The organism is Chitinophaga sp. SVR4-12A (assembly GCF_056754765.1).
In genome coordinates this window covers 5781263-5795708 of record NZ_JBPGWP010000001.1, presented here as the reverse complement: position 1 = coordinate 5795708, position 14446 = coordinate 5781263, and the positions used below count along the sequence as shown (strand labels likewise).

Sequence of the window (14446 nt, the reverse complement as noted above, 5' to 3'; positions counted from 1 at the left end):
AAATTTCTCTGCTAGTATAATATACAAAATGCCATACAAACATGGATTTTGTCATAACTTTGTTAATCTTTACAGCGTTATAAATAGGAAGCCCCCCGTTCCCACAAACGGAGGGCGCCGGATTTAACGATCCCGGTCATATCGGCTCCCTGTAGAGCTCTCCTCAAAGTTTTAGTTTTGAGGGATCTCCGTTAGTACTTACAGCAACAACGGCAGGCAAAGCGATACACTTTGCCTTTGGGATGCCGCTTACGTACACCATTTACAGTGATGTAAGGGCTAAATACCCAGCCGTCGCGGCAGTTGCCAGAACAGAAACGATTAGTCATATACCGTTTTGTTTAGGCGTCACCAACTAAGAGGCCCTTGCGACACTGAGCCATTGCTAATTGTTAGCAAAAAAGTAAAAGCCCAGTTGCTTGAACGAGCACACTGGGCTTTAAATTAAGTGAGTTTCTTTTTGGAAACGGTATATGACATCGCAAATATAAATGCCGGATAAATATCCACCAAATAATTTGCTAAAATTTAGCAACCATTTCTTCTCTATCCATTTGTTTTAGCAAGAGAATATCAAAATGTAATAATTAATCTTTACTCATCCCCGCACGTCCTAACAACACCGCCGTTACCACCGCCGTCGCTATCAACAACACCGCCGCCACCATTGCACTAAACCGCATAGATTGCACAAAAGCTGCTCTTGCCGTAGTTAGCAATAAAGTACCTCCATCTCCTGACACCTGCTTCGCAACCGCCACTGCCCCACCCAGCGTACCTTTCGCCGCCCTTGTAACATCTTCAGGTAAATTACTGACGGCTACCGCCATCTTCCCACGATACACCGCCGTACCTATGCTTCCCAATATCGCTACCCCCAATGCCGTTCCTAATGTAGTGCTGGTTTCATACAACCCAGCCGCCGCACCCGCACGTTCAGGCGGCGCCGTAGCCACCACCATATCCACACCTAGTGTAACGGTAATGCCACAACCAAAGCTCAATATGATCGAAGCAGCCACCAGGTAAGCTAAGCCTAAAGGGATCTGTATCTGAGATAACATAAACAACCCTATGCTCATAATCGTCATCCCTATTGCCATCATATACGCCCTGCGTACTTTACGAACAGTAACCGGCGCCAGCATACAACCCACCATGCTAACCGCCGCGGCAGGGATCGTCCACAAACCAGCCCTTAAAGGATCCATATTAAGCACCAGCTGCAGGTACTGCGCAATAAACAAATACAAACCCGACCAGCAGAACATGGATACCAGCAAGGCCACCAAGGTAGAACGGAATGCCGTGATCTTAAACAGCCGCAGATCGATCAGCGGATCAGCCAGGCTTTGCTGCCGCCGTATGAACACAGCTGCGAGCATCAATCCTGCGATGATCGTTATAATTGATATCATCTCCACCCTCGCATTTTCGGCGATATGTTTTATACCGTAAATAACAGGCAAGATAGCCAGCAATGAAAGCAATGCACTGAACAGATCCATACGCGAGGCTCCCGGATCTTTAAACTCCGGTAACAACAAAGGCCCCAGTATCACGAAGAGCAGCATCACCGGTGTCCCTATCAGGAACACGGAACCCCACCAGAAATGATCCAGCAGGATACCACCCAGCAAAGGCCCCAGCATAGTGCCTGCTGCAAAGCAGGTGGTCCAGATGCCGATCGCAAACGTACGCTGCGCAGCATCATGGAACATATTGCGGATAATAGAAAGCGTAGAAGGCAACAAAGTAGCTCCCGCTATACCCAGCAGTGCGCGGGCTGCGATCAGCATACCAGGTGTGTTTGAAAAAGCAGCAAAGGCCGATGCAACGGCAAAAGCAACAGCGCCTGTAAGCAGCAGGCGCCGTCTGCCAATACGATCGCCCAGCGTACCCATGGTAATAAGCAGGCCTCCTTCCAGGAAGGTAAAAACATCCGTGATCCACAGCAGCTGCGCGCTGCTGGGTTTCATGGTGGCGCTGAGCGCAGGCAGGGCTAGGTAGGTGACAGTGGCGTCCATCGCCACCAGCAAGGTAGGTAACGCCAGTACGGCCAGCCCTATCCACTCCTTCCGCCCTGCCTTTGCGGGAACGATCTTATGTACTGTAGCAGCTGTTTGCATCCGGGATCAGTTTGTAGATCAAACTTACTACCATCCGGGGGAAAGCAAGGCGGGCAAACATGCCAATTTCAGGGGGTATTTATACCAGTACGGCGCCGCCATCTACCACCAGTACCTGGCCGGTGGCAAACTGTTGCTTCATCAGGTAAATATAACTGAGGGCAATGTCTTCCGCCTCCCCGATCCGCTTCACCGGCAGACTGCTCCCAACGGAAGTATACAGCTGCTCCCGGTCTGTTGCAGATAAGCTGTTCCACAGGTTGGTTCTTACTACGCCGGGAGCAACAAGGTTCACCCGTATAGGCGCCAGCTCTATGGCCATGGCCCTGGTAAACCCTTCCATCGCGGCGCATATGCTGGCGGCTATTCCCCAGCCTTTCCCGGGCCGCGGACTGGCAATACCGCCGATCAGGTTAATAGAACCGCCGGGATTGATATGGGAGGCGGCGTACTTTACCGTTGCCAGTGCTCCCCAGTAACGGATGTTGAAGAAATTGCGGGCGGTGGCTATTTCTGTTCCGCTGATATCGCCCAGGCTGATGTTCTCACCAGCGGTGTATACCAGGTGATCAAAGCTGCCTGCCGTAGCAAAGAAATCTTTGATCGCTGCTTCATTACCCAGGTCTACCGCATGCCCTGCTGCCCCATCTGGCAGCTCTTTCAGCGCCTGATCGATCCGCTCCCGGTTACCGGAAACGATAATTACCTGCGCACCTTCTGCCGCAGCAGCTTTAGCGGTTGCCAATCCAATGCCTGAGCTTCCGCCCAGTACCATTACTTTCTTTCCTGTCAATACGTGAATCTCGCTTTGCTTACTCATAACAGATCATTTTAGTAATGCAAAGGTCTGTACCCGGTAGCGGGCAACATTTACCATATGGTAAAAAACAAAAGCTTAGCGAAAGTTTTTACGGATCCTGCTGAGCGACTGCGGCGTAATGCCCAGGTAAGAAGCAACATCGCTCAGCGAAACCTGGAGGGCAATATCAGGCTGCTGCATCATGAAGAGCTTATACCGGGTAGCAGCCTCCTGCCCCAGGTAAGTATTGCGGATCCGGATCTTATCCAGCAATCCCTGCTGGATAACCTGGTTAATGAGGGTTTGCACATACGGCAGCTGATCATACAAGGCCAGCAGGTTCGGCTTTGTAATGGCCAGCACTTCCGCGTCACAGGCGGCCTGTATGCTTTCATCGGCTACCGTTTCCGTATTGAAGCTGTTAAGAATAGTACAGAACTGGTTTTGCTTGAGGAAGTAATGCGTTACTTCCACGCCTTTATCATTCACCACCACAATGCGCAGCACACCGCTGCAGATAAAGAACAGCTGCCTGCAAACCTGTCCGCCACGCTGCAGGTAATCTCCCTCCTTCAGCGACATCGGCTGGAAGGCCGCGCTGATCAGCTCCTGCTCAGCTTCAGGAATGGTACTGAACAATTGTAAAAAGGCAATGAGTGGCTGCTTCATTAGCATTAAAGTTACAAATAATACGCTTGCTAACGGATGACATCTGTATCCACCGGCGTATATCCCAGCTGACGGCTGATAGAAAGCATCTGTCCTTTATGATGAAATTCGTGGGTGATGACATGCGTAAAAACCTCCAGCGCAGTAGTGGTGGTTATTTTATTATCACGGGTAGAGCTAAGCACTGCAGCAGGCGTTTCTGCAAAGCGGCCGATAAACTCATCTACAAGCGTATTGATACTTGCATAATAATCACGGCATTCCTGCACATTGGAGATCTCCGTATACTCCGGGTACTGCATTTCCCTACCCAGGGAATGCTCACCCATCCAGTAGCGGTATACATGGCCATTATGCACCAGCAGGTTGCGAATGCTGCCACCCCTGCCAAAGCCGCTTGTTTCTGCAGTAAAATGTGCTGACTGAAAAGTATCACAATAATCCAGCAGCACCGCCCTGGCGCCTTGCACCAGTTCATATTGCAATGTCCAGCTGTCTTTCATAAAGGAATGTTTATTCCAAGATAGGGCATTTCCAGGCAGGATCTTAGCCCTCCCTGATAAGCTTACGGAGAAATTCCTCTCCTAAAGGTGAAAGCGTGTAGCCGGGATCGTGGCTGATGGTCAGGCCGATGTTCTTCAGCTTGCGTACATTTAATTTCAGCCATTCTTTTTCTCTTCCGTTTTTAGCGGCCAGGTCTGCCGCCCGCAGTTTGGGGTTGTCCCTGATCAGTTCCAGCAGCTGGCGGGTCCAGGCGCCCTGCTTACTGTAGCGGTCCAGCCGCTGTAATCTTTCTTTGAGCACGGCAAAGGTATCATCCGTTAAAGTTACCTGTTCGCGTAAAGCAATACGCGGGTCCTGCCCGTGATACTGCACTTTTATTTTGAAGATCTTGCCTTCGGTGACGGCATTCAGCTGGGCCAGCAGCTTTTCGCGGTTTTCAAAGCCTGCCTGCTTTGCGTTGGCTGTAGTAATCTCATCTGTTGTAACCTGGCTGATATCCACTATTTGTATGAGGCCTACTCTCGTCTTTACCAGGCTGCCGCTTTTAACAGCAGCCACTTTCCATTTACGGAAAGCCAGTTTGATCTTCCCTGACCTGATCCCCTCGAGATGAACCGTTTTAAATAGCATAGGAATACAAAAATATCATTCCTTTACTATTTTGACGCTCACCTTCGTTACCACACATATGTAGCCACCGCTCCCTTGTCCAGGGAACTGGTAAGCACTTCTCCCTTGTAACGGATCTTGAAGCTTTGCGCTTCTTTCCCGTTATTCACTACGATCAGCACTTTCTTTCCATCCGGCGTTTTAAACGCTACATTGTTCAGCTCAGCAGGAACGGTAGAAGCAATACGCACAGCGCCCGGCCTTACAAACTTAGAGGCATGGGCGATAATATAGTAGGCCACATTACGTGTAAACGTGTCTCCGTCAATAGTTAAAGCGCCCAGGCAGGTAGTGCATCCGCCGATGGTATGAGGCTTGTAAGCCGGATCTGCCGCCAGGTTCCATTCCAGCACATTCCGCGACCAGTTGCGTGTAGCCCCGATGACCAGCGTGCTTACATGCCATTGCAGATCACTGGGAAATTTGCCGGGGCCACCCACCCATTGTTCAGTAAAGTACACATGCTTATCAGGATAAGCATTATGCACCTCAGACAGTGCGGTGATGGGCCCGCCATACAGGTGAAAAGCGGAACCATCTACGTAGGGCCTCGCCCCGGCATCATTCAGCACGGTAATGGGATAATCAGGCCGGTCTGCATTATGATCATATATGATGATCTTCGTTTTGATACCTGCCAACCGGAAAGCAGGGCCAAGATGACTGCCGATGAAAGCCGCCTGCTCTGCAGGCTGCATCACCATGCTGGGAACATTGCCGCCATGCAGGGGCTCGTTCTGTGGAGTGATCGCGTCTATCACAATACCTTCCTGCTGCATGGCCTGTACGTACTTCACCAGGTATTGCGCATAGGCGGTATAATATTCAGGCTTAAGGCTGCCGCCTTTAAAGCTGTTGTTGGTCTTCATCCAGGTAGGGGCCGTCCAGGGAGAGCCCAGTATCTTAATAGCGGGGTTTAACGCTACGATCTTTTTCAGTACAGGTATCAGGTCTTTATATTCCGGCGCTATGCTGAAATGCTGCAGCTGTTCATCGGTTTGCCCGGCGGGCATTTCATCATACGTAAATGTAGTATCGCTGAGGTCTGAAGCGCCGATGCTGATGCGGAGGTAGCTTACGCCGATATGCGTGCCGTCTGCCAGGAACAGCTCTTTCAGCAAGGCATCCTGTGTAGCTGCAGGCAATGAGTGGATCAGCGTGGCGCTGCCACCGGTAAGTGCATATCCAAATCCATCTATCTCCTGGAAAGTTTGTGCTTCATTGATGTCGATGACAGGATAGTCATTCTTTGTTTCTTTCCTGAACAAGAGGTTCAGCGGCTGTTTTGCAAATAAGGCCGTTTTATCCGGAGTGGTAAGCCAGCAGGCTACGGATGCTTTTGCAGGCGGATCGCCCGGGCCGGATGTATGTATATTGCCTGTAACAGTAGTAGTATACAGCATGCCTGACAGCAACAGCAGGGCCGCATGCCTGTTCATCTTTTTCCCCATCGTTATTATTTCCTTAATGCTTTATTTTTCTATCATTTTGTATACACGTACATAGTCTACTTCCATAGCGCTGGGAAAGGCTGATTCATCAATGCCTTTCTGTCCGCCCCAGTCGCCGCCTACCGCAATGTTCAGCAGCAGGTGAAAGCGTTTGTCAAAGGGCCATACGTCAGGTCCGGTTCCTTCATTCCGGAATTCGAAGATCAGCTCTTCGTCGATGTATCCGCGGATAGTAGCGGGCGTCCAGTCTATCCGGTAAAGGTGGAACTCCGTAGTGGCGTTGCTGATCCGTTTGGTGGCGGTCTTTTGTGTGTTGATCTTGAAGTAATACTTTTTGGTGTGGGTGGTAATATGGATGTTATTGAGATCATAACCTACATGCTCCATGATATCGACCTCGCCTGACTCAGGCCAGCCGCCGTATGCCCAGTCGGTAGGCAGCATCCAGATAGCAGGCCAGGTACCCCTGGCGGCTGGCAGTTTAGCCCTGATCTCGAAACGGCCGTACAGGAAATCGCCCTTGTTCTTGGTCACCATACGTGCAGAGGTATAGTGTTTTCCTTCCTTCTCCTCTTTACGCGCCGTGATGGTAAGGATGCCTTTGGCTACGGATGCGTTGTCTGTACTATTGGTGTAATACTGCAATTCATTATTGCCCCAGCCGTTGCCGCCAATATCATATCCCCATTTGGTGCTGTCAGGCGCGCCGGTATAGTCAAATTCATCCGCCCAGGCGGGGGCAGACTCGAATTTCCAGCCTTTGTCTACAGGGGCCTGTCCCTGAGCCTGTGCCCGGGCAGAAACGGCAACAGCTGCGAACATCGCCGTGAGGAGGAAAAAGCGAATATGTTTACCTGTCTTCATCACATCAAGCTTATTTTAATAAAAACGAGCTGCCGGCCTCATTACCGGCAGCTCGTGCAATATAGCGCTATATTATAAAGCTCAGCATCAATATTTCCTATTTGGTGCCGCCCCACTCCTTGCTCTGCTCGATCAGGGTATTCTCCATTTCCAGCAGCGGAATAGGCAGGATCTCGTGCTTACCTGCTACGAAACCGCGGCTGCCCAATACGGCAGCAGCCCTGCCAGAACGCACAAGGTCAAACCAGCGGTGACCTTCGCCAGCCAATTCCAGGCGTCTTTCCGCAAAGATATTATCCAGTGTGGCGTTGATAGGAGGCAGGCCTACACGGGCGCGCACTGCGTTCAGCAGCTGGTAGGAACGGGTGCCTGCAGCGCCGCTTTCTCCCGTTTGCACACGGGCTTCCGCTTCCATCAGGTAAGTATCTGCCAGGCGGATCTCATACATATTCTGACCAAAGTTCAGCTCCCAGTTACCTCCGGCGTCGCTGCGGGTAGATACACGGCCGGCGAATTTTTCCAGGAAATAGCCGGTGTTCATGTTAGCTTTCTGGTAAGTAGCAATGTTGTTCTTTTCCATGCTGTCCAGGTTGGCCACCGTATACTTGTAACGGGGATCGCCATGGATAGCATTAAAGAGGCTGGGTGTTACTACAAGGAAGCTCCAACCAGACACATAGTCAGGTGCACCGGGAGCCTTCGGCGTATATGCCCTGGGCCCTACCATCACGCCCAGCACGTTGCCTTCTGTACAACCCACGCAATCCCAGTTACCAGCAGAGGTAGCATTATGGGAAATCTCAAAAATGGATTCGCTGTTGAATTTGCTGTTTTTATCGGATTTCCAAAGATCACCGAAGTTGGCGAGCAGGTTATAACCATATTTAGCGCTTATCTGGCCGGGGGTGGCGCCGTTCACTTCCTGGAGCTCGGTAACAGCCTGTGCCCATTTTTTCTCATAGAGATATACCTTACCCAATAAAGCATGTGCCATGCCTTTGGTTACACGGCCGCCTTCTGCGTTTTTTGGAACCTGGTCAGGCAAATTTGCTTCCGCAATGGCTTCGTTCAAGTCTTTTTCGATCTGCGCATATACCGCCTGCGGAGCTACCTGCGGCACATCATACATGTTACCGGGTGTTAGCGGCTCCAGGATCAGGGGTATATTTTTGAAGAAACGCAGCAGGTCGAAATAGAAATAGGCGCGTAATGCTTTGGCTTCTGCCACATACCGCTTTTTCAGATTTTCGTCCATAGGTACGTTCGGCAGTTTGGACAATAAAAGATTAGCACGATATACGCCGGAGAAGCCCATTTTCCACATTTCTTCGGAGGGCCCCTGTGCAGGCGTCAGGGTATAATTAGAGAACACCTGCAGTGCGCTTACATCGTTGGCACCGCCGCCACCGGCATAGTGATCGTCTGAGGCAGCATCGAGGGCGCCCACTTTTGTAACAAAACCGCTGCCCTGCCAACCCACTACATCATACACTGCTACCAGCCCGTTGAATGCCTCGGTCTGGTCGCGGTAATAATTGGACTCCGTGGTAGCCCCTTTAGGCTTTATTTCCACAAAACTTCTTTTGCAGGAGCTGCCGAGGTGTATGCCTGCCGCCAGCAAAACGATATAGGATATTTTCAGTTTGTTCATTGTTGATCAGCTTTAACTTGTTAAAAAGTAACATTCAATCCCAGCATGTAGGAACGGGCCTGCGGATAAATACCACGGTCTACACCCAGCAGATCACCGCCTACCTCAGGATCGTAGCCCGAGTATTTGGTAATGGTCACCAGGTTCTCTGCCATAATGTATACACGTATCTTTTCGATCTTAGCCCGTTTAGACAGAGATGCCGGTATGGTGTATCCCAACTGCAGGTTCCTGATCCTGAAATAATTGCCGCTTTCCAGATAGAAGTCGGAAGGATTGGTGTAGTTGTGGTTCTCGTTAGGATCGTCCACTGTTAGCCTGGGGATGTCGTTGGAAGTACCCGCGCCATGCCACCTGCCCAGGGCAGTTGTCTGCCAGTTGGCGGTTGGGATATCGAGCCGGCGAAGGCCTTGGAAGATCTTATTGCCACCGGCGCCCTGTCCGAATACAGTCAGATCAAATCCTTTATACGCTGCGTTCAGGGTGAGGCCGTAAGTCCAGGTAGGCGTAGGATTACCGATGAAATCACGATCGTTCTCGTTGATCTGTCCGTCACCATTCACGTCCACCCAGCGGAAGTCGCCTGGAGCTGCATTCGGCTGGATCTTTTTGCCTTCTTTATTCACATAGGCGTCTACATCCGCCTGGGTCTGGAAAATACCATTTGTACGGAAACCATAGAATGCGCCGAAGGGCTGTCCCAGTGCGGTACGGGTAAGCGGCCAGGAAGTAGACTGGAAAGTCTGCTGTCCGTCCGTTACATAGGTTTTACCGGGGCCCAGATAAGTCACTTCATTCTTTATATGGGAAACATTCGCATTGGCGGACACGGTCCAGTCGCCAAGCTCCTTACGGTAGCCCAGCTCCAGCTCCATACCGGTGTTATTCATATCGGCTACGTTTGCAACGGGATTCACCGTAACACCCACATACATGGGTATACGCAGCGGTTGGAGAATGCCGCTGGTTACTTTTTTGTACCAGTCAAAAGACAGGATGAAATCCCTGAAGAGCGTAGCTTCAAAGCCGACATTTGTCTGGCTGGTTTGTTCCCAGCGCAGATCCGGGTTGGGCAGTGTTTTGGGACTGTAGCCAACCTGGAAGTTGTCTTGCGTACCCAGCTGATAGTTACGCCCACCTTCGATGAGAGACGCATAGACCAGGTCGTCAGTATTATCATTAGCTACCACGCCGTATCCACCACGGATCTTCAGGAAGTCTACCACATTGTTAGCCGGCCAGAAGTTTTCTTTAGAGCTTACCCATCCCAGTGAGAAAGAGGGGAAGACACCATATTTCTTGTTGGCGCCAAAGCGGGTAGAACCATCCCGGCGTACAATACCGGTAAACAGGTACTTCTCCTCGTAAGCATAATTCACACGGGCAAAAAGGGAAGCTACTTTATGATCGATTCCTTCGCTGCCGGAGGACACTTTGTTTGCGGGAGCAACATTCCATTGCATGGAAGCATCATCGAAATTATCCACGGGAATACCGTAGTAAGTTACATCCGTGCCCCTGGTATGGTTCTCCTTATATGCGCCCTGTCCTAACAATACCGTTACATCATGCGGACCAAATGCCTTTGTATAGGAGACTGTATTTTCCAGGTTCCAGTCAAAACGCTGGTTATTGGTTCTACGGAAAGAAGTACGTGAGTTGTTGGTAGAAGAGTTCAGGTAAAAGCTGGGCGTAAAGGTCTCTGCGCCATAGAACGCTATCTTGGTACCTATGCTGGACCTGAACCGCAGGCCAGGGATGGGTTGTACTTCCAGGTAAGCATTGCCTACAATATTATGCGACCAGTTATAGTTGCCCAGGCGTGTAGTGATGTAGGCCAGCGGGTTAGTGATCTCCTGTCCTACTATCGTGGAAATACCGTAAGGACGGCCTTGGGCATCCCTTCTTATACCGGCCTGGTTATAGGGCGACTGTGCCAGTTTAGCAGGATCCGTCTCCACTACAGGAGTGATCGGGTCCAGGTTGAGCGCAGAGCTTAAGGGGCCGCCAAACTCACTGTTGGTATTACCCAGGCCAACAGACTTTTCATAGGAGTAGCCCACGTTCTGACCAAAAGTGATATACTTTGACACCTTATGCACGGAGTTAAGACGTGCATTCACGCGCTGATACTTTGAAATGTCTGTAGCTACAATACCTTCCTGGTTCAGGTAACCGAAAGAGCTGTAAAAGGTAGACCTGTCGTTACCGCCGCTTACACTGATCTCATGGTTCTGCCTTTGTGCGCTGTTGTTAAAGATCTGTTCCTGCCAGTCAGTGCCTTGTCCGAAAGAAGTAGGGTCCGCAAAAGGAGTAGGATATTTAGTAGGGTTATTCATGTTTTGCGCCGCCTCATTCCTTAAAGTGGCATATTCGGTAGCATTCAGCATTTTCAGTTTTTTGGCAGGCGCAGAAATACCGTAGTAACCATTGTAGTTCACCTTCAGCGTTCCTGCTTTACCTTTTTTGGTAGTAACCAGGATAACGCCGGCGGCTGCACGTGCACCGTAAATGGCCTGGGAAGCAGCGTCTTTCAACACTTCTATAGATTCTATATCATACTGGTTCAGGTAACCGATACCGCCATTGTCTACTACTACTCCATCCACTACCCACAGGGGGTTGTTGTTACCGAAGGTGGTAAGGCCCCTCACCCTTACTGCGGATGCGGATCCCGGCTGACCGGAGTTAGCGGCGATGGTAACACCGGAAGTGCGGCCCTGCAGCGCCTGTTCCGGGCGCGTAACAGGCTGATTTTCCAGGTCGGAAGCCCTTACGCTGGAGATAGAGCCGGTTACTACGCTTTTCTTCTGTACGCCGTAACCTACCACAACGGTCTCACTTAAAGCCGTTTGGGCTACTTCCAGCTTCACATCCAGGGTGCCGCCTGTTACCGCAACGGTCTTAGGAGCATATCCCAGGAAGTTCACCACCAGTGATCCATTGCGCGGGGCACGGATGGTGTACCGGCCCTCAGGGTCTGTAGCAGTGCCCCTGTTGGTGCCCTGTACGCGAACGCTGGCGCCCGGTACGGGATCTCCTTTTTCATCCACAATACGGCCGCTTACGGCAATAGTAGTATCCTCCTGCTGTACCTGGCGGGGCGCCTGCGGCTTTTGTATAATGATACGCATGCCATCCATGCTGTAGATGATCGGCTGGTCTTTCAGGCATTCGTCCAGTACCTCTTTCACGGAGGCGTTCTTAACAGAGATCGTCACCGGGTTGGCACGGGAGATCAGGCCTTCATCATATACGATGGAAATTCCGGCCTGTCTGGATACTTCTTTCAATACCTTCTTTAAAGGTGCGTTCTTCGCTGAGAGTGTGATCTGCTGCGATACCGCTTTTGCGCTGATCTGCAAGCAGGCTGCGAGCAGCAAAAAGGCAGTCAATTTCATGACGCGGACGATTTTGCAGGCAAAACGAGGTGTTTCATTCAGTATGGCCTCTACCTGGCGTGGTTGATGAGCGGATCGCTTACCCACATGGAAAGCGCTACCACTAAAGTTTAATTGCATACTTTTGTAGTGTTTGGGAAATGACGAGATAAATAGTTCTTAAACGGGACTGATGATCTTCGGGAATCCCAGACTTCCTGCCGGGAGTGTTGCGAGCACTTCCGGCTTTTTCTTTGATTCCCCCCTTTGTACTAGCTTGATTTTTGAATCATAACGTTGATGTTTACCAGTTTTTTCATGTTTACGATATTTTCATTACGGCCCGGACGTGGATGCGGGCCCGTAATGAGATTTTGTTGCTGATTAATTGTTTTAGTTCAAATAGTTTAGTTTTCTACTGTAACCATCAGCCGGCGACCCTCCAGGCTAAACTTCGCGCCGTTTGCCTCCAGCATATGCAATATTTCAGACAGCGGCAGGTTGCGGCTGATACGGCCGCCGAAAAGCCGGCTGCTGTTATTATTCAGATAGCTGATCTCAACATCGTACCATCTTGACAACTGCCTCATAATGACAGTGATGGCGGCATTATCAAATTCAAAGAAGCCGGTTTTCCAGGCCACCACTTCGTCTACATCCACCGGGTGTACAGACATACGGCCACTGGCATAGTCCAACACGGCCTGCTGACCGGGAATAAGCTGGTGCTGGATGGCTCCCTGTTTCATACGTACAGCGCCCTCCAGCAAGGTGGTATTCAGGCTCTTTTCATCGGCATAGGCCATAATATCGAAACGGGTGCCCAGCACCTCCACTTCCGTTGTATTCACTTTTACGATAAAAGGATGGGCCACATCTTTCTTCACTTCGAAATAGCCCTGGCCCTGCAGCTCCACCAAACGCTGCTTACCGGCGAACGCGGTAGGAAAGCGTAATGTGGAAGCGGCGTTTAGCCATACATGACTGCCATCCGGCAATACTATATTGAACTGCCCGCCCCTGGGCACGGTAAGGGTATTATACCCGATCGCTTCTCCCCTGCCTTCAGCAGCATATTGCAGCTGGCCATTACTTTGTTGTACCAGGGTCCTACCCTGCTGGATCACCTGGTTACCGGCGCTATCCAGTGTTACCGTAGATCCGTCTGCCAGGGTGAGCACCGCTTTGCTGGTACCGGGAGCCACATCGTTATCTTTATTAACGGCGGCAATTTGATTGGCAGGAGCGCTTTGTTGCGCGTTACGGGAGACAGATGCGAACCACCAGAAACCGCCAGCCATCGCCAGCAGGATCACAGCAGCAGCCGCTACCCGGTAGCGGTTGAACAGGGGCCTTATCTTTTTACGATTGATATCCTGCATCAGGCGGGCTTCTACCCTGTCGCTGAGCGCTGCAGGTACCTGTTGGGGCTGTTGCATAACCTGCTCAAACTCCTGCTGCATGGCTGCCAGCAGGGGACGGTGGGCTTCAGACGTGCGAAGCCAGGCATACAGTTCCGCTACCTCTTCCGGCGAACATTGCCCGTCAAGGTACCGCTGCAGCAGTTTTTCGTAGTGGCCATTTAGTTGAGACATACGTTATGCCGGCGCCCTTTCAGGCGGGCGCCTACTATAATATCCCAAAATGAGGATGGAGGGTACCCCCTCCCCAAAAAAAATTTAAAAGATTTTTAACAGGAGGCAGAAGGTCAGTAACAGATCACCGTGGCGGTAGATGTAATCATGGATAAAACGCATGCTGAGCACCATGTGTTTTTTAACGGCATTACGGGAAATGCCCAATATAGCAGCTGCCTCGTCATAGCTTTTACCTTCCTGGCGGCAGAGGCGGAAAACGTTGAGGCGTTGGGGGCCGAGGCGGCCCAGGGCTTCGCGGAACAGGCGGTCGTACTCCTTCTCCCTTACCAGCTGTTCGGGCTCACCACTACCGGTGGCGGCCAGGTGTTCCAGCACCTGTTCCTGCAGGCCTTCATCCTGCGATAGTTTCTTGATGGTCTTAAAAGCGTGATTCCGGGCAATGCGATACAGGTAGCCGGTAAAAGGCAAAGCGGGATCTATGCGGTCCCTGATCTCCCAGATTTTCAGGAAAACATCATGCACCAGATCTTCCGACAGGTCGGGTATTTTACAGAAGCGTAGTAAATAGATATAGAGTGCAGGATGGTAGTGCCTGTAAATGCTTGTAAATGCGGACTCGTCGCCTTCTATCATTCTTAACAATACCTCCTCGCCGGGTGGCATACTCTCCATATTGGTTGTACATTTAAGACGGTTACCCCTTGCGGCGTAAATTAGTTATAAAGTGACAAA

The 14446-nt window shown here is 50.8% G+C and carries 11 protein-coding genes; all 11 read right to left on the bottom strand.

Translation table 11 applies throughout. From position 1 onward, the window contains the following. Positions 1 to 587: 587 nt before the first annotated feature. The 11 genes from ACR9Y8_RS23530 to ACR9Y8_RS23480 all read right to left on the bottom strand — a co-directional run bounded on the left by ACR9Y8_RS23530 (position 588) and on the right by ACR9Y8_RS23480 (position 14386). A complete protein-coding gene (locus ACR9Y8_RS23530; RefSeq protein WP_481215702.1) occupies positions 588 to 2129 on the bottom strand; it encodes an MFS transporter in 1542 nt (513 codons plus the stop codon). Between the two features lie 79 nt (positions 2130 to 2208). Beyond that, positions 2209 to 2949: an SDR family oxidoreductase gene (locus tag ACR9Y8_RS23525; protein WP_481215701.1), complete on the bottom strand. Its 741-nt coding sequence runs from the start codon at positions 2947 to 2949 to the stop codon at positions 2209 to 2211. 75 nt (positions 2950 to 3024) lie between these two features. Continuing rightward, the gene (locus ACR9Y8_RS23520) at positions 3025 to 3597 is read right to left on the bottom strand and encodes a Crp/Fnr family transcriptional regulator (protein ID WP_481215700.1); all 573 of its coding nucleotides are present in this window, start codon (positions 3595 to 3597) and stop codon (positions 3025 to 3027) included. Positions 3598 to 3626: 29 nt separating this feature from the next. Beyond that, positions 3627 to 4100 carry a DinB family protein gene (locus tag ACR9Y8_RS23515; protein WP_481215699.1) on the bottom strand — a complete coding sequence of 158 codons (474 nt, stop codon included), beginning with the start codon at positions 4098 to 4100 and terminating at the stop codon, positions 3627 to 3629. 43 nt (positions 4101 to 4143) lie between these two features. Next, positions 4144 to 4731: an ASCH domain-containing protein gene (locus tag ACR9Y8_RS23510; protein WP_481215698.1), complete on the bottom strand. Its 588-nt coding sequence runs from the start codon at positions 4729 to 4731 to the stop codon at positions 4144 to 4146. Between the two features lie 47 nt (positions 4732 to 4778). Next, on the bottom strand, positions 4779 to 6209 hold the full coding sequence (locus ACR9Y8_RS23505; protein ID WP_481215697.1) for a glycoside hydrolase family 30 protein: 1431 nt from the start codon (positions 6207 to 6209) through the stop codon (positions 4779 to 4781). Between the two features lie 33 nt (positions 6210 to 6242). Continuing rightward, entirely contained in the window at positions 6243 to 7085 is an 843-nt protein-coding gene (locus ACR9Y8_RS23500; RefSeq protein ID WP_481215696.1) for a glycoside hydrolase family 16 protein, read from the bottom strand. A gap of 97 nt (positions 7086 to 7182) precedes the next feature. After that, positions 7183 to 8736, bottom strand: a complete 1554-nt coding sequence (locus tag ACR9Y8_RS23495; RefSeq protein WP_481215695.1) for a RagB/SusD family nutrient uptake outer membrane protein — start codon at positions 8734 to 8736, stop codon at positions 7183 to 7185. 20 nt (positions 8737 to 8756) lie between these two features. Further along, positions 8757 to 12257 carry a TonB-dependent receptor gene (locus ACR9Y8_RS23490; protein ID WP_481215694.1) on the bottom strand — a complete coding sequence of 1167 codons (3501 nt, stop codon included), beginning with the start codon at positions 12255 to 12257 and terminating at the stop codon, positions 8757 to 8759. 266 nt (positions 12258 to 12523) lie between these two features. Then, positions 12524 to 13711: a FecR domain-containing protein gene (locus ACR9Y8_RS23485; protein ID WP_481215693.1), complete on the bottom strand. Its 1188-nt coding sequence runs from the start codon at positions 13709 to 13711 to the stop codon at positions 12524 to 12526. Between the two features lie 84 nt (positions 13712 to 13795). Next, positions 13796 to 14386, bottom strand: coding sequence for an RNA polymerase sigma factor (locus ACR9Y8_RS23480; protein ID WP_481215692.1), 591 nt, complete (start codon positions 14384 to 14386; stop codon positions 13796 to 13798). Positions 14387 to 14446: the final 60 nt, after the last annotated feature.